Here is a 20,554-nt window from a genome sequence, read left to right as displayed (position 1 = left end):
CGGGCGTCAACCTCGCCCGAGCGTGCGGCGTCAGTCCCGCGCGGGCGCCTGGGGTTCGTCGAGGACGCGCTGGTCGCGGCTGCGGCCGCCGCCGCGGAACTCCGCGATGACCGCGCCGTCCGGAACGCGCCGCACCGTCACGTCGTAGATCCCGCTGCGGCCGTAGCGGACGCGCTCGACGGCGGTCGCCTCCAGGACGTCCCCCGCGCGGGCGGGCGCGACGAACACGATGTCGGCGGACGCGGCGACCGTCACGCTGTCATGGGTGTTGCACGCGTAGGCGAACGCGGAGTCGGCCAGCAGGAACACGTACCCGCCGTGCGCGATGTCGTGGCCGTTCACCATGGCGTCGCCGACCGTCATCCGCAGGGACGCCCGTCCGGGCGCTATCTCGGTCACCCGCATGGACAGGTCCTGCGCCACCTTGTCCCGCGCGTACATCGTCTCGGCGCATCGCCGCGCCGTCTCTGCCGCGTCCACGCGCCCAGGGTAATGACGGCCCGGAATCAGCGGCGCTCGGCGGGGAAGGTCATCGGGCGTCCGGAGGTTATGCGGACGGCCGCCGCGTCGCGCGGCCGGCCCCGAGCCGGGCCAACGTCAACGCCGAGGAGAGACCGATGCTGTACGGGAAAGAGCACGTCGCGCGCTACCAGGAGACCGACGGCGCGGAGGGGCACGACTGGAACGGGACGGTGACGCTGCTGCTCACCACCAAGGGACGCCGCACCGGCAAGGAGCACACGACCCCGCTCATCTACCAGCCGGACGGCGACGCCTACGTCATCGTGGCGTCCAAGGGCGGCGCCGAGGACGACCCGCTCTGGTTCAAGAACATCGAGGCCGACCCGCAGGTGAAGGTCCAGGTGAAGGACGACCGGTTCACGGCCCACGCGCGGGTCGCGGGACCTGACGAGAAGCCCGCGCTGTGGCGGAAGATGGCCGCGGTCTGGCCCGACTACGACGAATACCAGAAGAAGACGGACCGGCAGATTCCCGTGGTCATCCTCGAAAGGGTCTGACCGAGCGCCGGCCCCTTTCGCGATTCCCTTTTGCGGTGCGGGACGGGACGTGTAGCGTCGACGTAGAACATCCTTTCGACCATCGTCCGTCCGACGCAGCCGAGGTGCCGAGGTGCCGACGTCACACAGCGCCGAAGAGCGGGGCGCGGAGCAGAGCGCCGACACCGGACCGCCGCCGCGGCTGCTCGGGCGCTGGGAGATCGGCGCGGCCGGCGGCGCGGACCCGCTGCACGGCGGGTCCGGCCGCCGGTCCTGGCGCGTCCGGACGGCGACCGGGGAGTACTTCCTGCGCGAGCACGACCGGCCCGACCGCCGCCGCGTCCTGTTCCAGCACGCCGTCACGGCGGCGCTGGACGAGGAGGGCCTGCCCGTCCTCGCGCCGCTGCCCGCGCGCGTCGGCCGGACGCTGGTCACCGCCGCCGGGCGCGGGTACGTCCTGTACCCGTGGGTCGGCGGGCGCGGGCGCGGCGGCCTGGAGCTGACGTTCGGCCAGTGCGAGGCGCTCGGCGAGCTGCTCGGCCGCCTGCACGAGGCCCTCGACCGGCTGACGCCGCCGGTGCAGCAGAGCCTGCTCGTGCCGACGCCGCGCGCCGCGGCCGCGGCCGCCGCCGTCGAGGAGATGCTGCGGGACGTCCCCGGCGCCGGCGACGGCACCGACTTCGACGCGCTCACCGCGCGGCGGCTGCGGGAGCGGCGCGCCCTGCTCGCCGAGTTCGCCGGGCACCAGCCGCCGGAGATCGAGGTCAGCACGGTCGGGCATCTGCACGGCGCGTTCGACGCGGGGCACCTGCGCTACGGCGGGTCCGGCAACGTGACGGCCGTCCTCGGCTGGGACGGGCTGACCACCGGCCCGGTCGCGGGCGAGGTGGTGCGGTCGGCGGCGCGGCTGTTCGCGTGCGACGACGAGCGGGGCCTCGACCTCGACCGGGTGGCGGCGTTCGTCCGCGGGCACCGGTCGGCGTTCCCGCTGGACACCGGGCAGATCCAGGCGGCGGTGCACCGCGAGTGGTGGGAGCGGCTGTGCGACGTGGCGGCGCTGCGGAACCGCTACCTCGGGGACGGCGGCGAGCACGGCGACGACGGCGAGCGCGGTTCCGCCGCCCTCGTCGCGTGGTGGTCGGCGAATCTCGACCGCACCCTCGACGCGTTCGCCGCGCCGTACACGGCCGCGTTCACCGACGCTCCCGGCGACAGCCCCGCCTACGGCTAGGGGCGAACCCTGGCGTGCACGGAGCTGTAACGAGTCCAGGCGGGTTCCGAGATCAAGGCGAGTCCCGGCGGTCCGGAGGCCGCGGCGAGTCCAGGCGCGCTCGGAGGCAAGGAGGACACGTTCGCTGGGTAGGCGTTGAGGGGCGGAGTGTTTCTGTACCATACGATCCAAAAGGAGGGTGATCATGACGGAAGTGGCCGTTCTCGGCACCGGGATCATGGGCGCGGCGATGGCCCGCAACCTGCTCAAGCACGGGAACCAGGTGACGGTGTGGAACCGCACGCGGTCGCGGGCCGAGCCCCTGGCCGCCGACGGCGCGGCGGTGGCGGACTCCCCCGGCGAGGCGGTGGTCGACGCCGACGTCGTCATCACGATGCTGAACGACGGCGACACGGCGCTGTCCGTCCTCGGCGACGCGGCGGGGGCGCTGCGCCGCGGCCAGGTGTGGGCTCAGATGGGGACGGTCGGCGTCGCGTCCGTGCCGGTGCTCGCCGAGTTCGCCGCCGAGCACGGGGTGGTGTTCGTCGACGCGCCCGTCCAGGGGACGCGGCAGCCCGCCGAGCAGGGGAAGCTGATCGTCCTCGCGGCCGGGCCGCCGGACGCGCGCGCCGTCCTCGACCCGCTGTTCGACGCGGTCGGCTCCCGGACCCTCTGGCTGGACGGCGACGGCGCGTCCGGCGCGGGCACCAAGCTGAAGCTCGCCGCGGTGAGCTACGCGATCTCGCTGACCGCCGTGGTGGCCGAGTCGGTCGCGCTGGCGAAGGGCCTCGGGCTCGACCCGTCGCTGCTCGGGGACGTCCTCACCGGCGGCCCGCTCGACAGCGTCTACCTGCAGATGAAGATGAAGGCGATGCTCGCCGGGGACTTCTCGCCGAGCTTCGCCGTCGACAACGCGGAGAAGAACACGCGGCTGATCCACGACGCGGCCGAGAGCGCGGGCATCCGGGTGGACGTCAACGACGCGGCGGGCGAGCGGTTCCGCCGCGTCATCGAGCAGGGGCACGGCGACGAGGACATGGCGGCCACCTACCGCGCGAGCTTCCCCGCGTGACCGGCACGCGAGGCGCGGCCGTCCGGCGGCGCATGCGAGGGTGGCGGGCATGGACGTACTGAGCAGCCGCATCCTGCTGCGTCCCGCCGACGCGGCGCGCACGCAACGCTTCTACCGCGACGTGCTGGGCCTCGCGGTGTACCGCGAGTTCGGCCCGGCCGACTCGCCCGGCCTCGTGTTCTTCCTCGGGCCCGGCTTCCTGGAGGTGTCGGGGCACGGGACGGGCGAGACGGGATCGTCCCCGATGATCTGGTTGCAGGTCAGGGACGTCCGCGCGGAGCACGTGCGGCTCGCCGCGGCGGGGGCGCGCGTCACGCGGGAGCCGAAGCTGGAGCCGTGGGGGCTCGTCGAGATGTGGACCGAGGACCCGGACGGCGTGCGCATCGTTATCGTGGAGGTTCCGGACGACCATCCCATGCGTCGCGATCCACGCTCCTGACCCGGCGGAGACGATGACCGACTACTGGAACCACAACACCCACTACCACGGCATCGTCCTGCGCGGCATGCCGCGCGGCTGCGGTGAGGCGCTGGACGTCGGCTGCGGCGACGGCCTGCTCGTCCGCCGGATGGCGCCGCGCGCCGCGCACGTCACCGGGATCGACCGGTCGCCGGACATGATCCTCAAGGCGAAGACGCTGAGCGCCGGGATCGGCAACGTCGACTTCGTCGAGTCCGGGCTCCTGGAGTACGACCTGCCCGAAGACCACTACGACTTCGTGTGCAGCGTCGCCGCGATCCACCACATGGACTTCGCGAAGGGCCTGTCGGCGATGCGGGACGCGGTCGCGCCCGGCGGCACGCTCGTGGTCATCAGCCTGGCGAACAACAAAGGCGCCCGCGACTGGGCGTACGCGGTGGCGGGCGTCCCGGCGCACCATTTCCACCGGCTGCGGAACCGGCGGCGGGCGGGCAGCCCGGACGCCCCGGTCGCCGATCCGGACATGACGTGGCGCGAGGTCCGCGAGGAGGCGCTGCGGCTCCTGCCGGGCGCCGTCTTCCAGAAGCATCTGCTCTGGCGCTATTCCATCGTGTGGCGCAAACCGCGCTGACTCCGGCGGGACGTCCCGAATGGCGGCCCTTTCGGCCGCCGGGGCGTCGCGAAACTGGAGAACCCTGGAATTGTCTGGAAGCTCCGGTACTGTCTGCCGCATGTTCCGCTCCCCCGGCGTTCCGACCCCCGACGAGCTGGAGGCGCGCATCACCGAGCTGCGCGCCGCGGTGCGCCGGGCGATGGCGGCGGGCGACCGGGACGAGGCGCGCGGGCTGCGCGCCGCGCTCCGCGACGCCGAGCGCGCGTGGGACGACGCCGTCCTCGGCGACGCCCCCGCGACCGCCCCCGCCCCCGCCCCCGCACTGGCGACCGCACCGGCCGCCGCGTCCCGGAACGAGGACCGGCGCGGGCTGCAGCCCGTCCGCGAGCAGGTGCACCAGGCGCTGACGCTGCTCGGCGCCCCGGCCGCGCCGAAGCTCATCGGGACGGTGTACGCCGCGTTCTTCCCCGGCGAGATCCCCGGGCACCGGCTGGCGAGCCTGCGCCGCGACGAGGAGCGCTCGTTCCGCACCGCGCCCTACGCCCGCCCGTACTACCTGTGCGCCGCGCTCACCGCCGACATGCTCGCGCCCGCGCGCGGGCTGCTCACCGTGAGCACGTGGCCGCTGGAGCGGCGGATCGTCGGGCCGCTGAGCCCGCGCGCCGACTTCCTGACGTCCGCGATCCGGCTCGCGGAGCACGCGGAGCGCGGGACGCCGTCGCCCGACGCGCGGCGGCTGCTGTGGCGGTTCGCGTCCACGATCCCCGGCGCCGCGACCGGTACGGTCGGTACGGTCGACCCGGCGGCGCTCGCCGCGGCGGCCCGCGCCGAACTGGACGTGCACCGCGACCGCGACCTGCGCCGCCGCGAGTCCGCCGCGCGCCGCGCCCGCGACCGGCTGGACGACGCGGAACGGCTGTTCGGCAGCCGCCTGCGGGCCGTCCGCGAGTCCGGGCGTCCCGCCGCCCGCAACGCAGCACCCGACACGGCCCACGACAGAGAGACCGACGGATGACCGAGACCGCGCCGGACCTGTCCCGGCTGCGCGGCGGCGCGCCCCCGCGCAACCACGACGCCCGCACGATCGCCGCGCTGACGTCCAACCCCGGCTGCGCGCGGCGCGGCGTCATGGACGCGGCGGCCGTCGACAAGGACGCGGTGGCGCGGGCGCTCGGCTTCCCGGCGCCGTTCGGCCAGTCGCAGTTCGCGATCACCCGCGGGAACGCGTTCGAGGCGCAGGTCAAGGCCGACGGCTGCGCCGAGCTGCTGGCGCTGCTGCGCGACCGGCTCGGCCTCACCGTCCCCGAGGTCGCCTACGACGACCTGGAGTCGGTCGCGGGCAACGACGCCCGCGAGCTGCGCCACTCGCGCACGCGGCGGCTCGTCGCCCAGGCGCTGGAGTCCGGCGACGGGACGCTGTTCGACCATCCGCTGCTCCGGCTGGAGATCGCCGGGCATCCCGCCTACCTGGAGCCCGACGTCCTCGCGTTCCAGCTCGCCGGACGGCTGCACGTCATCGAGATCAAGTCGTTCGCGGTCGTGGACGGGCAGGCCGAGCCGGAGCAGGTCGCCGCGGCGGCCCGGCAGTCGGCGGTGTACGTGCTGGCGCTGCGCCGCCTGGTCGCCGACCTGGGGCACGACCCGGCGCGCGTCTCGCACGACGTGTTCCTCGTCTGCCCGGAGAACTTCTCCAACCGTCCGACCGCGACGCCGCTGGACGTGCGGCCGCAGCTCGCCGTCCTGGAGCGGCAGCTCGCGCGGCTGGTCCGCGTCGACGACATCCTCGCGGAGCTGCCCGCCGACCTGTCGTTCGAGCCGGGCGAGGAGCTGGCGGCGTCGGTCCGCGCGGTCGAGGCCCGGTACGCGCCCGACTGCATGTCCGGCTGCGAGATGGCGCTGTTCTGCCGGGACGAGGCGCGCGCCTGCGGCCGGACGGGCGCGCTCGGCCGGTCCGTCCGCGACGACCTCGGCGGCGTCGACACGATCGGCGCCGCGCTCGCGCTGGCCGACGGGTCGCTGCCGCCGTCCGACGACCTGGCGGAGACGGCCGAGCAGCTCCGGGCGGCGGCGCGGCTGCGCGCCGAAGCCCTCGGCGGGAAGCTGGGCGGGGTCGCGTGATCGGCCGATGAGCGCGCTGTCCTCGCTGGCCCGGGTGCAGGCGGCGGCCGCCGGGATCGCGCAGCCGCTCGCCACCGTGCGGCACTGCCGTCTCGCGGACGCGCCGCTGGTGCTCGTCCCGCTGAAGCTCGCCGGGGAGGCCGCGGCGCCGCTCGCGGTCATGGTCGGCAGCGGTCCCGGCGACCCGACCCTGCTGGCGGTGCCGCAGCCGCGCAACCGCGACCTGCGGTTCGCGTTCGCCGCGTCGCTCGCGACGATCGTCCTGAAGCACGTCGAGACGAGCCGGGGCGCGGTGGAGGAGCTGCCGCCCGGCAAGGACGGCGACGAGCGGATCCGGTACGGGGACGCGCCGCAGCTGCTCGTCCCGAACCGGGGCGGCGTCGCGTTCCTGCGCCTGATGGGACGTTCCACGCGCTTCCGCAGCACGGAGGGCCAGTACGCGGTCGACCCGGCCGTCCCCGTGCTCGGACGCTGGCTGACCTGGTTCGCCGACCGCTTCGACCATCCCGGCTCGTCGCTGCTGGGCGCGACGACGGAGCTGCTGCGCCTGCACTGGGCGACCGGACAGAGCTCCCTTGAAGACGGCAACCTAGCCGCGCTGGTCGGCTGGATCGACCCGCCGGACGGCCTGGACGGCCCGTCCGCCGCCGCCCGTGCCGAGGACCCGGTGCTCTGCCCGCCCGCGGGCCCGACGACCGACCCGACGTTCGACAACGAGGTGCTCGCCCCGGCGATCGCCGCCTACGACCGGTCGGGCGGCGACCCGCGCGCCGAGGAGCGGCTGCGCGCCGTCCTCGCCGACCAGCTCACCCCGACCTGGGAGCTGATGTGGCGGGCCGTCGGCCTGCTGCGCGGGCTGCCGGAGGGCGCGAGCGTCGCGAAGCGGTGGGAGCGCGACCGGGACGCGTTCACCCACTACCACCAGACGTTCGGCGAGGCGTATCCGCAGGCGCGCCGGGACGCGCCCGTCCGCGCGGCGCGGCGGCTGCACGACCTGGAACGCGCCCAGGACGCCTACGACGCGCAGCGCGCGTTCGACGACCCGCTCGTCATGGCCGAGTACCGGCTCGGCGGGCAGGCGTTCGGCGGGACGGTCACCGACGCCGACCCGACCCGCCTGGACGAGACCGGCAAGCGCCCGAAGCTGCGTCCTCTCATCCGGGTCGCGACGCAGGACCCGGTGCGCCTCGACGAGGGCACGACCGTCTGCAACGCGGCCCGACCCGGCCTGAAAGGCAAGATCGTGGAGATCGGCGACGGGACCGTCCTGCTGGAGCTGACCGGCGGGATGGGCCGCAAGCTCACGCCGGAGCCGGGCGCGGTCCCCGAGGTGGGCGACCGGGTGTGCTTCACCTCCCTCACCGAGGGCTCGTTCGGCGTCGCGAAGTTCCCCGACCGGGAGGACACGCCGTGGACGCACGGCGGCCCGCCCGGCGAGTACGCGCCGACCGCCGAGGACGCCGAGGAGGCATGGTCGTGACCGCGTCCGACGAGGCCGCGAAGGTCGTCGGCGCCGTCATCGCCGACCTGGACGGCGGGCACCGCGGCGTCGTGGTCGACTCCCCGCCGGGCGCGGGCAAGTCGACGCTCGTCGTGCGGGCCGCCGCGCACCTGGCCGAGTCCGGCGAGCGGCTGATGATCGTCGCGCAGACCAACGAGCAGGTCGACGACCTGATCGACCGGATCGCGGGCAAGCACCCCGGGATCACCCTCGGGCGGCTGTCGGCGTCGGGGTACGCGCCGTCCGAGCGCGTCCTCGCGCATCCGGCGGTGCGGGTCGCGCAGAAGGCCGACGACCTCGCCGAGCACACCGTCGTGATCGCGACCGCCGCGAAGTGGGCCACGCTCTCGGACGGCACGTGGCCGTGGGCGATCGTCGACGAGGCGTACCAGATGCGCTCCGACATGCTGCTGCGCATCGCCGGGCGGTTCGAGCGGGCGCTGTTCGTCGGCGACCCCGGCCAGCTCGACCCGTTCTCCACGGTCGAGGTGGAGCGCTGGGCCGGGCTCACCTGGGACCCGATGCGCAGCGCCGTGTCGGTGCTCCTCGCGCACAACCCGGAGCTGCCCGTCCACCGGTTGCCGGTGTCGTGGCGGCTGCCCGCGTCGGCCGCGCCCGTCGTGTCCGAGGCGTTCTACCCGTTCACCGGCTTCCGTGCCGGGACGGGCCCCGGCGACCGCCGCCTGGAGTTCGGGACGCGCGGCATGGACACCTCCTACGACCGCGCGATCGAGGAGGCCGCCGCGACCGGCTGGGCCCTCTACGAGCTGCCCGCGCGGCACACGCTGCGCACCGACTCCGAGGCCGTCCGGGCGACGGCGGCGCTCGCCGTCCGGCTGCTGCAGCGCGGGCCGGTCGCGCATTCCGAACTGGGCTCGCGGCCCGTCGACGCGACCCGCGTCGCGATCGGCGCGGCGCACCGCGACCAGGTCGCCGCGATCCGTGCCGCGCTCGGCCCGCACGGCGGCGACGTCACCGTCGACACGGCGAACCGGCTCCAGGGACGCGAGTACGACGTGACGGTCGTCCTGCACCCGCTGTCGGGACGCCGCGACGCCACCGCCTTCCACCTGGAGTCGGGACGGCTGTGCGTGCTCGCGTCCCGGCACCGGCACGCCTGCGTGGTCGTCGCGCGGGCGGGGATTCCCGAACTGCTGGACGCGCACCCGTCCGCCGAGCCGGTGCACCTCGGCGTGCCGGTGAAGTTCCCGGACGGCTGGGAGGCGAACCAGTCGGTGCTGGCCCACCTGTCCACGCACCGCGTGGCGGCGGGTTAGGCGGGTCCGGCGGTCGCGGCCCAGCGGCCGTTGTTCCGGCTGATCGTGATCGGATGGTCGAAGCAGGCGCTGACCAGCTCCGTCGTCAGCACCTCGGCCGCCGGGCCGGACGCGAGCACCTGCCCCTCCCGCAGCAGCAGGGCGTGGCTGGTGCTGATCGGCAGCTCCTCCAGATGGTGCGTCACCAGCACGGTCGTCAGGTCGGGACGCTCGGCGCGGAGCTGGTCGATGCTGGCGAGGAGGCGCTCGCGAGCCGCGACGTCCAGGCCGGTGGCGGGCTCGTCGAGGAGGAGCAGCGGCGGGTCGGGCATCAGCGCACGCGCGATCAGCGTCCGGCCCCGCTCGCCCTGCGACAGGTTCGGCCAGCGCGCGTCCGCCCGGTGCGTCAGGCCGAGCAGGCCGATCAGCTCGTCCGCGCGGCGGACGTCGGCGTCGGACGGCGTCCAGCGCGGGACGAGCTCGATCGTCCCCGTCACCCCGGTCAGCACGACCTCCCGGACGGTCCGCGCCGACTCCAGCGGATGCCGCGGGTTCACCTGCCCGATCAGCCTGCGCAGCTCCTGGACGTCCACCCGGCCGAGCCGCCGCCCGAGGATCTCCGCCGTGCCGCGCGTCGGATGCGTGTACGCGCCGAGGATGCCGAGCAGCGTGCTCTTGCCCGCCCCGTTCGGGCCGATCAGCGCCCAGTGCTCGCCGCGGAGCACGGTCAGCGTGACCCGGTCGAGCAGCGGCCGCCGCTCCCGGACGAGATCGATCTTGTCGGCGTTGAGGACGACGTCGGACACGGAAACCTCCCGTTCGGCTGCAGAAGGCGCCGGGATGGGACGCACGAGGGGCGCGGACGGCCGGGATCGCCGGGGACCGCCCGCGAAAGAGAATGGATCTTCAATTTAGCCGAGATCGCGCCGCCGGTACGCGTCGGGGCCCCGGCCGGATACTGTGAGTTCCGGTGCCTCAGCGATCAGGGGAGGGGGACATGGAGGACATCGGCTTCATGTGCGCCCGCTGCGGCGGCGAAGTGCACGACGTCACGCACAACCGCGAGGGCTCCCTCGACGGCGTCGGGTACCGCCACAACCGCCGGGTGGAACCCTGGGACCACGAACTCGAACTCGCCGTCGGCGAACCCGCCCAGCAGGACCCGTGCTGCGACTTCTGCGGCGCAGACGGCCCGAGCTGGCTCTACTACCCCACGCTCGACCCCGACGACACCGACATGTTCGAGGTCGAGCTCGACACGACCCACCTGTCCGACGACGACACGGCGGTCGCCGTCCTCAACATGCTCTACCCCTGGTACGCGTGCGACACGTGCTCCGTCCTCGTCGCCGACCGCAACGTCGACGTCCTCATCGACCGCGCCCTGGACGTGACTCCCGTCCCCGCCGAGGGCCCCGTCGACGAGACCACCGCCCGCGCCCGCCTCCAAGGCTCCTTCTCCGTCTTCTTCACCACCCGCCCCGGCCGCCCCCAACCCTCCAGAGCTGTATAGCGAATCCCCCGCCTCGGTCTTGCTTTGGGCAGGTGGAGGCGGTGGGTGTCGGTGGCGCGCATTATGATCGGTGCCGCTTTTGTGTGGTGCGTGTGAGTGCGGGGGGGACACGAGTGATCATCGACAAGCGGTTCCACGGGCCGGACGATTCGGGGAACGGCGGCTACGTGGCCGGACGGCTCGCCGGGCGGGTGCCGGTCGACACGGTGACGGTGACGCTGCGGCGGCCGCCGCCGCTCGACACCGAGCTGGCCGTCACGGCGGCGGACGAGCGCGGCAACGCCGTCCGGCTCTGGGACGGCGACCTGCTGATCGCCGAGGCGCTGGCGGGGGCGATCGTGGTGCCGCCCGTCCCGCCGGTCCCGTTCGAGGACGCGCTGGCCGCGGCGGAGAAGTACCGGGCGGCGGGCGAGCACCCGTTCCCGCGCTGCTTCGTCTGCGGTCCGGAGCGGGAGGCGGGCGACGGGCTGCGGCTCGAACCGGGCCCGGTCGCCGAGGGCACGGTCGCCGCGCCGTGGACGCCCGAGCAGGTGCCCGGACGCGAGCTCGTGTGGGCGGCGCTCGACTGCCCCGGCGGCTGGTCGTTCGACGTGGGGGGCCGTCCGGCCGTGCTGGGCACGATGACCGCGCAGGTCATGGACGTGCCGGACGCCGGGGAGCGGTGCGTGGTGATGGGTTACGCGCGCAGCCGCGAGGGCCGCAAGATGCACGCCGCCACCGCCCTCTACGGAGCGGACGGGCGCCTCCTCGGCCGCGCCGAGCAGATCTGGATCGAGATCGACCTGGAGCGGTTCGGAGGCTGAGCCGGGCCCGGCCACAGTCGGCCGGGCCCGCGTCAAGTTCGGAAATGTGTCGCCGGACGTGGTGCGGACGTCCGGTTCCGCTGTTCAATCGAGCTTCCGCGGCAACGGAGGCGGGTCTGATGAGCGGAGACGGATTACTGATCCTGGGCATCATCGCCCTGGCGATCTTCACGGGCGTGCACTGGGGGCGCGCCCGCCGCGCGGTGACCGACACGCGGTCGAGCCGACAGCGGATGAGCGACCTGCGGCAGGCGGTCGCGCGCGAGCGCGCCCAGAGCGCGATGGTCACCGTGGTGGCGGTGGTGGCGATGTTCGTGCTGGTCACATACCGCTAGCGGGTGCGTCCGCCGGTCAGGGGCCGGTGAACAGGGGGTCCTCCCGGTCCGCGCCGTTCAGCGGACGACCGCGGTGCGGGCCGCCGACCCCGGGCCGCGAGTGGCCGCCCGTGCCGGACCCGAGCGGATCGTCCAGCGGCCCCGGCGCGCCCGGCTGCCCCTGCGCCCCGGCCGGAACGGGCGCGCCGGGCTGGCCGTTCGGCCCGTTCTGAGCCGGTTGGCCCTGTGCTCCGGGCTGGATTGGTGCGCCTGGCTGGCCGTTCGTCGCCGTCGGGATGGGGGCGCCGGGCTGGCCCTGTGCTCCTGCCGGAGCGGGAGCGCTCGGCTGGCCGTTCATTCCGGGCGGGATCGGTGCGCCCTGCGGTCCGGCGGGGCCGCCGATCGGCGGGGGGCCGCCGGGCGGGACGGGCGGCTGCGGGCCCTGCTGGTGCTGGGCCGCGGGGCCGCCGCCGGGCATCCGGCCGCCGGGTGGGAAGTTCGACGACAGCGTGTGGTGCGTGAACTGGTCGATCTGGCGGCGGGCGCGGTCGGCCTCGGCGCGGGCGGCGTCGCGCTCCTCGGCGAGGGCGGTGAGCGCGGCCTGCTGCTCGGCGACCGACTGCGACAACTGGCGGAGCTGCACGCCCTGGTCGTTGACCTTCGCGGTGAGCTCGTCGCGCTCGGCGATCGCGGCCTTCGCCCGGGCCTGCGCGGCGTCCCGCTCCTTGGCGGCCTCCTCCACGCGGGCGTTGGCGCGGACGACCTCGGCCTCCGCCTCCGACTGGGCGCGCAGCGCGGCGGTCCGCTCGGCCTCGGCCTTGCTGGCGGCCTGCATCGCGCGCTGCCGCTGCGCCTCGGTGTCGCGCATGGCGTTGCGCAGGTCCTCGGCGCCCTGCTTGGCGACGGCGGCCTCGACCCGCTGCGACTCTGCGGCGCCCTCGGCCTCCGCAAGCTTGGAGCGGGCGGCGACGAGCTCGGCGCGGGTGCTCTCCAGCGCGGCGAGCAGCTCGGTCTCGCGGGCGGCGATGCGGTCGCGCTCGCTCTCGGCGGCGAGCTTCGCGGTCATCGACTGCTGCGCGACCTGGTGCGCCTCCTCCCACGCCTGCTGGGCGGCGTCGCGCTTGGCGGTCGCGAGCTTCGCCTCCTCGCGGGCGCGGGACGACTCGCGCTCCGCGGTCTCGGCGCGCTGCCGGGCGGACGACGCCTCGTGCCACGCCTCCTCCGCCTTGCGCTGCGACGCGTCGCGCTCGCTCTGCGCGATGGCCAGCTCGCGGGCGGCCTCGGCCCGCACCTCGGCGACGCGCCGCTCCACCCCGGCGACGCTCAGCTCGGAGGTGAGCGAGTCGGCCAGCAGGTCGGCGGCCTTCTCCAGCCGCTCCACCATCTCCCACGTCGACGCGACCTGGCCGGTGAGGCCCGGCGCGTCCCGGCCGCGCTCGCGGCGCTCGCGCGCCTCGCGGGCGCACGCGCCGTCGTTGTCCTGGCAGTACCGGACGGTCCGGACGGCGCCCACCGGCTGCGGGACGGGACGCCCGCAGTTCGCGCACGGCCACACCGTCACCGGCTCCCCGAGCCGGGCGACCGCCGTCTCGCCGGACTCCGCGGGCCGCGCGGCGGCGCCGCCCTCGGGCCCGTCCGCCGTGCCTTCGGCGACGTCCCCCGCGCCTTCGGCGACCGCGCTCTGGGGAGCCGCGGCCGCCTCCGGGCCGCTATTGTCGCGCTCTTCGCTGTTAGGCATGGAATGAACCATACGCACTGTTCCTCGATGTCGCAGTGAGTTGTGAGGGACATGTGGGGACGGTCATGCCGTAGCGGAGCGAGCCTGAGAATCACCGAAGAAGAGAGGCCCGCCGGGCGGTGCCTCCCTCGATGTCACCGATCGCGGAACCGGTCGGTCGCGCTGATGAGGTGGTCGCGGATCCCCGGTTCGGAGCCGCCGTGGCCCGCGTCCTCGACGATGTGGAACTCCGCCTCGGGCCACGCGCGGTGCAGGTCCCACGCCTGGTCGGGCGGGGTCTTCATGTCGTAGCGGCCGTTGACGATGACGGCCGGGATCGACCGGACGCGGTCGACTCCCGCGAGCAGTCCGCCCTCGGGCAGGAACCCGCCGTTCACGATGTAGTGGTGCAGGATGCGGGTGAACGCGAGGACGGTGGCGTCGTCCAGGTCGGGCGGCGGGACGGGCAGCAGCGTGTTCGCCGCGAGCTCCCAGTCCATGAACGCGCGGGCGGCGGGGACGCGCACCGCCGGGTCCGGGTCGTTGATGCGGCGGCCGTAGGCGGTGAGGAGGTCGTGCCGCTCGGCGGCGGGGATCGCGCCGCTGAACGCCTCCCACTCGGCCGGGAAGAGGTGGGCGAGGCCGGTCGGGGCGAAGCCCCATTCCTCGTCCGCCGGGCGGATCAGGTAGATGCCGCGCAGCACCAGCTCCGTGACGCGGCCGGGGTGCGCCTGCGCGTAGGAGAGGGCGAGGGTGCTCCCCCAGCTCCCGCCGAACACGAGCCACCGGTCGACGGCGAGGTGCTCGCGCAGCCGCTCGATGTCGGCCACCAGATGCCGCGTCGTGTTGTGCTCCAGCGACACGCCCGGGTCGCCGGCGTGCGGCCGGCTCCGTCCGCACCCCCGCTGGTCGAACAGGACGATCCGGTAGGCGGTCGGGTCGAAGAAGCGCCGGTTGTCCGGCAGCACCCCGCCGCCGGGCCCGCCGTGCAGGAAGACGGCGGGCTTGCCGTCCGGATTCCCGCACGTCTCCCAGTAGATCTCGTTGCCGTCGCCGACGTCGAGCAGCCCCGACTCGTACGGCTCGATCGGTGGATAGAACTCCCGTAGACCCATGCGACCCAGTAGTACCGCATAAACGATCATGGTTGGACCGCACTAATCTCCTCGGCGTGACCGTGGTGACATGCACGCAGTGCGGCGGCGAGGACATGGAGCCGGGCTTCGTCGAGGACACCGGCGACCACTCGCGCGGGTACGCGCGCTGGATCGCCGGAGCGCTGGAGCGCGGCGTCTTCGGCGGCGCGAAGCGGCTGGGCAGGCCCCGCTGGCAGATCGACGCCTGGCGGTGCCGCCGGTGCGGGCACCTCGAGCTGTACGCGCGCAACCCGGTGTGAGCGGGCGCTAGAGCTGGGCCAGGGCCTTGCGGATGCGTTTGTCCGACACGGGGTAGCGCGTCCCGAGCTGCTGCGCGAACAGGCTGACCCGCAGTTCCTCCAGCATCCAGCGGACCTGCCGGACGGGCTCGTCGTCGCGGCGGGCCGGGGGCAGCCGCCGCACCGCCTGCTCGTACTCCTGGTTGAGGACGTCCACCTGGTGCGCGAGCATCCGGTCGCGGCCCGGGTTCTCGGGGAGCTTGTCGAGCCTGACCTGGAGGGCGCGCAGGTAGCGCGGCAGGTCGGACAGGCGCGCCCAGCCGGTGGCGGTGACGAATCCGGGACGGATCAGCCCGTTGAGCTGCCCGCGGATGTCGGTGAGCGCCGGGACGAGCGTCAGGCTCGTCGTCCCGCGCAAGCGGCGGTCGACCTCGTGCGCCTCGGCGAGGACGCGCTCGACCAGCGCGACGACCTCGGCGGTCGCGTCGTGGAGGTCGGCGCGGACGCGGTCGTACAGGACGCGGAAGCCGTCCTCGTCCCAGGCCGGGCCGCCCGCCGCCGCGATGAGCCGGTCGGCGGCGGCGGTCACGCAGTCGTCGAACAGCGCCGCGATCGACCCGTGCGGATTGTGGCTGAGCGCGAGTTTGCCCTTGTTGGTGAGACGGCCCTGGATGAGTTTCACCGGGGAAGGCGCGTTCAGCAGGATGAGCCGCCGGGTGCCGAGCCACATCGCGCGAGCCTGCTCGGCCTCCGTCTCGTACATTCGGACGGCGACGCTGCCGCCTTCGTCGGTGAGCGCCGGATATGCCTTGACGTCGTATCCGGCCTGGTTCCGCTCGTAGGTGCGGGGCAGTTCGCCGATCGTCCATTCGGTGAGGCCGGAGCGTTCGATGGTGGACGCGGCCTTTGACAACGTGCCGCGCACCTTCCCCGCGAGGCGGCGTTTCAGTTCGTCGAGGTCGGGGCCCTCGCCGAGAGTGCGGCCCTTGTCGTCGACGACGCGGAACGTGATGTGCAGATGCGCGGGCAGCCGGGACGTGTCCCACGCCTCCCGCGCGACCGGCACGCCCGTCATCGCGGTCAGTTCGCGTTCGAGGGCGTCCAGCAGCGGCTCGCTGCGCGGCGCGACCCTTTCGAGCACCTTGCGCGCGTAGTCGGGCGCCGGGACGAAATTGACGCGCAACTGCTTCGGCAGCGACCGGATCAACTCGGTGACCAGTTCGCCGCGCAGGCCCGGGACCTGCCATTCGAATCCGTCCGGCCGCACCTGGTTGAGCACCTGGACCGGGACGTGGACCGTCACGCCGTCGGCGTCGGCGCCCGGCTCGAACTGGTAGGTGAGGCGGAGCCGAAGCGCGCCCTGTTTCCACACGTCCGGGTAGTCGGCCTCGCTGACGCCGCCCGCGGTCTCGTTGATGAGCATCGACTTCTCGAACCCGAGCAGGTCGGGATCGGACCGGCGGGCGTTCTTCCACCAGGCGTCGAAATGGCGGCCGGAGACGACGTCCTCGGGAATGCGCTCGTCGTAGAAGTCGAAGAGGGTCTCGTCGTCGACGAGGATGTCGCGGCGGCGGGCGCGGTGCTCCAGTTCTTCGACCTCGTCCAGCAGGGCGCGGTTCTCGTGGAAGAACCGGTGGTGCGTCTCCCAGTCGCCTTCGACCAGCGCGTGCCGGATGAACAGTTCACGCGACGTCGCCGGGTCGATGCCCCCGTAGTTCACGCGGCGGTCGGCGACGATCGGCACCCCGTACAGCGTCACCTTCTCGTGCGCCATGACGGCGGCCTGCTTCTTCGACCAGTGCGGCTCGCTGTAATTGCGCTTGACGAGGTGCCCGGCCAGCGGCTCGATCCAGTCGGGCTCGATCTTGGCGTTGATGCGCCCCCACAGCCGGGACGTCTCGACCAGTTCCGCCGACATCACCCAGCGCGGCGGCTTCTTGAACAGCGCCGAGCCGGGGAACACGGCGAACCTCGCGCCCCGCGCGCCGAGGTATTCCTGGCCCCGCCGCTGCGGTTTGCCGTCCTTCTTGTCGGCGTCGGCGAGGCCGATGTGCGACAGCAGGCCGGAGAGAAGCGCCACGTGGACGCGATCGGGCGCGGCGTCGGCGTCATTGAGCGTCACGCCGAGCGACTTCGCGACCTGCTTGAGCTGGCCGTGCAGGTCCTGCCATTCGCGGACGCGCAGGAAATGCAGGAACTCGTTCTTGCACATCCGCCGGAACGCGCTGCCCGACAGTTCCCGCTGCTGCTCGCGCAGGTAGTTCCACAGGTTCAGGTAGGCCAGGAAGTCGGACGTCGGGTCGGCAAAACGCCGGTGCTTCTCGTCGGCGGCCTGCTGCTGCTCGGCGGGACGCTCGCGCGGGTCCTGAATGGACAGCGCCGCCGTGATGATGAGCACTTCCCGGACGCAGCCGTTCTTGTCGGCCTCCAGGATCATCCGTCCGAGGCGCGGGTCGACGGGGAGCTGCGCGAGGCTGCGGCCGAGCGGGGTGAGGCGCTTGCGCGGGTCCTTCTGCGCCGGGTCGATCGCGCCCAGCTCGTGCAGGAGGTCGACTCCGGCCTTGACGTTGCGGCGGTCCGGGGGCTCGACGAACGGGAACGCGGCGATGTCGCCGAGGCCGAGCGACGTCATCTGCAGAATGACGGAGGCGAGGTTCGTGCGCAGGATCTCCGGGTCGGTGAACTCGGGACGCGACTCGAAATCGTCCTCCGAATACAGGCGGATGCAGACGCCCTCCGACACGCGGCCGCATCGTCCCTTGCGCTGGTTCGCCGACGCCTGCGACACGGGCTCGATCGGCAGCCGCTGGACCTTCAACCGGTGGCTGTAACGAGAAATGCGCGCGGTTCCGGGATCGACGACGTACTTGATTCCGGGAACGGTCAGCGACGTCTCCGCGACGTTCGTCGCGAGCACGATCCGCCGCCCGCGATGCGCCTGGAACACCCGGTGCTGCTCGGCCGACGAAAGGCGGGCGTAGAGCGGCAGCACCTCCGCCGATTCCCGCCGCCGGGTGAAGTGCTTCGTCAGGGCGTCGGCCGTGTCGCGGATCTCGCGCTCGCCGCTGAGGAAGACGAGCACGTCGCCGGGGCCTTCGCGGGACAGCTCGTCCACCGCGTCCAGGATCGCCTGGATCGGGTCGCGGTCCGGGTCGGCGGACGGGTCGTCCGGGTCCACGACCGGCCGGTACCGCACCTCGACCGGATACGTCCGCCCGGACACCTCGACGATCGGCGCGTTCCCGAAGTGCTCGGAGAACCGCTCCGGGTCGATCGTCGCCGACGTGATGATCACCTTGAGGTCGGGGCGGCGCGGCAGGATCTCCTTGAGGTAGCCGAGCAGGAAGTCGATGTTCAGGCTGCGCTCGTGCGCCTCGTCGATGATCAGCGTGTCGTACCGGCGGAGCAGCCGGTCGGTCTGGATCTCGGCGAGCAGGATGCCGTCCGTCATCAGCTTGACCAGCGTGTCGTCGCTGGACCTGTCGGTGAACCGCACCTTGTACCCGACGGCGTCGCCCAGCTCGGTGCCGAGCTCGGAGGCGATCCGGTCGGCGACGGTGCGGGCCGCGAGCCGCCGCGGCTGGGTGTGCCCGACCGAGCCGAGCACGCCGCGTCCGAGCTCGAGGCAGATCTTCGGGATCTGGGTCGTCTTCCCGGATCCGGTCTCGCCCGCGACGATCACGACCTGGTGGTCGCGGATCGCGGCGAGGATGTCGTCCTTCTTCTGCGAGACCGGGAGCTGCTCGGGGTAGCTGATCGCGGGCACGGCGGCGCGCCGCCGCTCGACCCTGCGCTCCGCGGCGTCGACGTCGGCGGCGATCTCCGCGAAGACGGCGGCGCGGCGGGCCGCGTCGCTCATCTTGCGGGCTCCGTCGATCCGGCGGCGCAGCCGGTGCTGGTCGCGCAGCATGAGCTGCGGCAGGCGCGCGCGCAGGTCGGCGAGCGGCGTTCTCACACTCGTCCTTAGGGGTAGCGATGGGGCGGCGGGCCGTCCGGCGGTTCCAGGCCCACCGGTCCCGCTCACCCCGCAAACCTTCGCACCGTAACCGGAACGCCCGGCGAAGGCGATCCATTTTCCGGTGCCTTCACCGTAGAACGCCGGGTCCGAAGGGGGCATTCCGCCCCCTGGCGGCCACGGAGCGTGGCGGGTCGTTCGCGGTAAGGGTGCGCCGTGCCGCCCCGTCGTCCATCATTGGGAGGCGTGGACAAGCCGAGTGCCGCCGGCCGCTACCGGATCGACCGCCTCCTCGGCACGGGCGGGTTCGCCTCGGTGTGGCTCGGGCACGATCCCGAGCTCGACTCCCCCGTGGCGATCAAGATCCTGGGCGAGCACTGGACGCTCCGGACCGACGTGCGGGAGCGGTTCGTCCGCGAGGCCCGCCTGCTGCGCCGGGCCGACTCGCACCGCGTGGTGCAGGTCTTCGACATAGGCGAGCTGCCGGACGGACGTCCCTACTTCGTCATGTCCTACGCCGACCGGGGCACCCTCGCCGAGCGGCTCGCGGACGGCCCGCTCCCGCTGAACGAGGCGGTGCGCACCGCCCGGGAGATCATCCTGGGCGTCGCGGAGCTGCACGAGCTCGGCGTGGTGCACCGCGACCTCAAGCCGTCGAACGTGCTGCTGCGGTCCGCGACGGGCGGCGGCGAGCGGCTGATGATCTCCGATCTCGGGATCGCCCGCACCGAGGACCACCTGTCCAGCCTGACGCTGCCCGCCGGCTCGCCCGGCTACATGTCCCCCGAGCAGACGCAGGTCGACGGCGCGCCGGACCGCCGCTCGGACGTGTACGGCCTGGGCGCGCTCACCTACCACCTGCTGACCGGGAAGCCGCCCGCGTCCCCGGCCCGGCCCCCGTCCGAACTACGCCCCGGCGTCCCCGCCCGCGTAGACGCGGCTGTGCTCCGAGCCCTGGAACCCGACCGGGAGAAACGCTGGCAATCCGCGGCGGCGTTCGAGGCGGCGCTGTCCGAGGTCGCCAGCGACATCGACACCGACCCGCTGCCCGACGCCCCGCCCGCCGCTCCCCCGCCGTCCCGTCGGCGTTCCTGGACGAAGCGCCGCGTCACGTTGGCCGCCGGGGCCGGCGCGACGGTCGCCGCGATGGCCGCCGCGGGCGCGGTCTGGGCGCTCACCGGCGGCGGCGACGCCGAGCAGGGCCGAGCGGACGACCGCTGGCTCCGCGCCGACTCCGACATCCCCGCCCAGTACCGCGACCTGATCGTCCGGGCAGGGACGTGGTGCGAGATGCGCGGCCTGTCCCCCGCCCTGATCGCCGCGATGCTGAAGGCGGAGAGCGGCTTCGACCCGCACCTCGCCGACCCGGCGAAGAACGAGTACGGAATCGCCCGCTGGACGCCGAGCGTCCTGGTGTTCTGGCAGCCGGGCGGCCTCAACAACCCCGAACCGAAACCGCAGCAGATCACACCCGAACTGTCCATCCCAGCGATGGGCCGTTTCCTCTGCTACTGGGGCAAGGACCTGAAAAACGTCCCGGGCGACCCGGCCCTGAACCTGGCGGCGACCTACCGCAGCTCGTCCAAGACGATAGTGAAGGCAGGCGGCGTCCCCGCCAGATTCAAGCCCTACACCGACAAGGTCCACCAATACCTGGAAACCTACCGCCCACACTGACGGACAGCATG

The 20,554-nt window shown here is 73.6% G+C and carries 19 protein-coding genes; 14 read left to right on the top strand and 5 right to left on the bottom strand.

All coding sequences use genetic code 11. The features are described 5' to 3' along the window. Positions 1–30: 30 nt before the first annotated feature. Entirely contained in the window at positions 31–480 is a 450-nt protein-coding gene (gene paaI, locus FXF68_RS41305; RefSeq protein WP_342787238.1) for a hydroxyphenylacetyl-CoA thioesterase PaaI, read from the bottom strand. 137 nt (positions 481–617) lie between these two features. Here paaI and FXF68_RS41300 point away from each other — a divergent pair, with 137 nt between their 5' ends. The 9 genes from FXF68_RS41300 (at position 618) to FXF68_RS41260 (ending at position 9,210) form a co-directional block, all read left to right on the top strand. Further along, positions 618–1,019: a nitroreductase family deazaflavin-dependent oxidoreductase gene (locus tag FXF68_RS41300; RefSeq protein ID WP_148768288.1), complete on the top strand. Its 402-nt coding sequence runs from the start codon at positions 618–620 to the stop codon at positions 1,017–1,019. Between the two features lie 112 nt (positions 1,020–1,131). Next, complete coding sequence (locus FXF68_RS41295; RefSeq protein ID WP_222870345.1) at positions 1,132–2,229, top strand: phosphotransferase enzyme family protein; 1,098 nt, start codon at positions 1,132–1,134, stop codon at positions 2,227–2,229. Between the two features lie 184 nt (positions 2,230–2,413). Continuing rightward, a complete protein-coding gene (locus FXF68_RS41290; RefSeq protein WP_148768287.1) occupies positions 2,414–3,280 on the top strand; it encodes an NAD(P)-dependent oxidoreductase in 867 nt (288 codons plus the stop codon). A 49-nt stretch (positions 3,281–3,329) separates the two neighbouring features. Then, the gene (locus tag FXF68_RS41285; protein WP_148768286.1) at positions 3,330–3,719 is read left to right on the top strand and encodes a VOC family protein; all 390 of its coding nucleotides are present in this window, start codon (positions 3,330–3,332) and stop codon (positions 3,717–3,719) included. Positions 3,720–3,732: 13 nt separating this feature from the next. After that, complete coding sequence (locus tag FXF68_RS41280; RefSeq protein WP_148768285.1) at positions 3,733–4,332, top strand: class I SAM-dependent methyltransferase; 600 nt, start codon at positions 3,733–3,735, stop codon at positions 4,330–4,332. A gap of 100 nt (positions 4,333–4,432) precedes the next feature. After that, the gene (locus FXF68_RS41275) at positions 4,433–5,329 is read left to right on the top strand and encodes a hypothetical protein (RefSeq protein ID WP_148768284.1); all 897 of its coding nucleotides are present in this window, start codon (positions 4,433–4,435) and stop codon (positions 5,327–5,329) included. Continuing rightward, the gene (locus tag FXF68_RS41270) at positions 5,326–6,432 is read left to right on the top strand and encodes a hypothetical protein (protein WP_148768283.1); all 1,107 of its coding nucleotides are present in this window, start codon (positions 5,326–5,328) and stop codon (positions 6,430–6,432) included. The genes FXF68_RS41275 and FXF68_RS41270 overlap by 4 nt, the downstream gene beginning before the upstream one ends. A gap of 7 nt (positions 6,433–6,439) precedes the next feature. After that, entirely contained in the window at positions 6,440–7,912 is a 1,473-nt protein-coding gene (locus FXF68_RS41265; RefSeq protein WP_148768282.1) for a hypothetical protein, read from the top strand. Continuing rightward, positions 7,903–9,210, top strand: a complete 1,308-nt coding sequence (locus FXF68_RS41260) for an AAA family ATPase (RefSeq protein WP_148768281.1) — start codon at positions 7,903–7,905, stop codon at positions 9,208–9,210. The genes FXF68_RS41265 and FXF68_RS41260 overlap by 10 nt, the downstream gene beginning before the upstream one ends. Here FXF68_RS41260 and FXF68_RS41255 read toward each other — a convergent pair. Continuing rightward, positions 9,207–9,995 (bottom strand): ABC transporter ATP-binding protein, encoded by a 789-nt coding sequence (locus FXF68_RS41255; protein ID WP_148768280.1) that lies wholly within the window; start codon positions 9,993–9,995, stop codon positions 9,207–9,209. The two genes, FXF68_RS41260 and FXF68_RS41255, sit on opposite strands and share 4 nt — an antisense overlap. A 191-nt stretch (positions 9,996–10,186) precedes the next feature. On the opposite strand from FXF68_RS41255, the gene FXF68_RS41250 reads away from it, so the two are divergent. From FXF68_RS41250 to FXF68_RS41240, 3 genes are all read left to right on the top strand, one after another. Continuing rightward, a complete protein-coding gene (locus tag FXF68_RS41250) occupies positions 10,187–10,702 on the top strand; it encodes a hypothetical protein (RefSeq protein WP_148768279.1) in 516 nt (171 codons plus the stop codon). Positions 10,703–10,815: 113 nt separating this feature from the next. Continuing rightward, entirely contained in the window at positions 10,816–11,505 is a 690-nt protein-coding gene (locus FXF68_RS41245; protein ID WP_148768278.1) for a hypothetical protein, read from the top strand. A 119-nt stretch (positions 11,506–11,624) separates the two neighbouring features. Further along, positions 11,625–11,840, top strand: coding sequence for a hypothetical protein (locus tag FXF68_RS41240; RefSeq protein ID WP_148768277.1), 216 nt, complete (start codon positions 11,625–11,627; stop codon positions 11,838–11,840). Between the two features lie 16 nt (positions 11,841–11,856). Here the strand turns inward: FXF68_RS41240 and FXF68_RS41235 are convergent, their stop codons facing one another. Beyond that, a complete protein-coding gene (locus tag FXF68_RS41235) occupies positions 11,857–13,557 on the bottom strand; it encodes a collagen-like protein (protein WP_246179233.1) in 1,701 nt (566 codons plus the stop codon). A 134-nt stretch (positions 13,558–13,691) separates the two neighbouring features. After that, complete coding sequence (gene pip, locus FXF68_RS41230) at positions 13,692–14,651, bottom strand: prolyl aminopeptidase (RefSeq protein ID WP_148768276.1); 960 nt, start codon at positions 14,649–14,651, stop codon at positions 13,692–13,694. A gap of 56 nt (positions 14,652–14,707) precedes the next feature. Here pip and FXF68_RS41225 point away from each other — a divergent pair, with 56 nt between their 5' ends. Then, entirely contained in the window at positions 14,708–14,932 is a 225-nt protein-coding gene (locus FXF68_RS41225) for a hypothetical protein (RefSeq protein WP_246179232.1), read from the top strand. A 7-nt stretch (positions 14,933–14,939) separates the two neighbouring features. Here the strand turns inward: FXF68_RS41225 and hrpA are convergent, their stop codons facing one another. Then, positions 14,940–18,866, bottom strand: a complete 3,927-nt coding sequence (hrpA, locus tag FXF68_RS41220; RefSeq protein WP_222870344.1) for an ATP-dependent RNA helicase HrpA — start codon at positions 18,864–18,866, stop codon at positions 14,940–14,942. Positions 18,867–19,112: 246 nt separating this feature from the next. On the opposite strand from hrpA, the gene FXF68_RS41215 reads away from it, so the two are divergent. Further along, on the top strand, positions 19,113–20,543 hold the full coding sequence (locus FXF68_RS41215; RefSeq protein ID WP_148768274.1) for a serine/threonine-protein kinase: 1,431 nt from the start codon (positions 19,113–19,115) through the stop codon (positions 20,541–20,543). The last annotated feature ends 11 nt before the right edge of the window (positions 20,544–20,554 follow it).

This window comes from Actinomadura decatromicini, from assembly GCF_008121305.1.
GTDB lineage: Bacteria > Actinomycetota > Actinomycetes > Streptosporangiales > Streptosporangiaceae > Spirillospora > Spirillospora syzygii.
The sequence above is the reverse complement of the archived record's forward strand: the minus strand, read 5'-3'. Positions and strand labels throughout refer to the sequence as shown.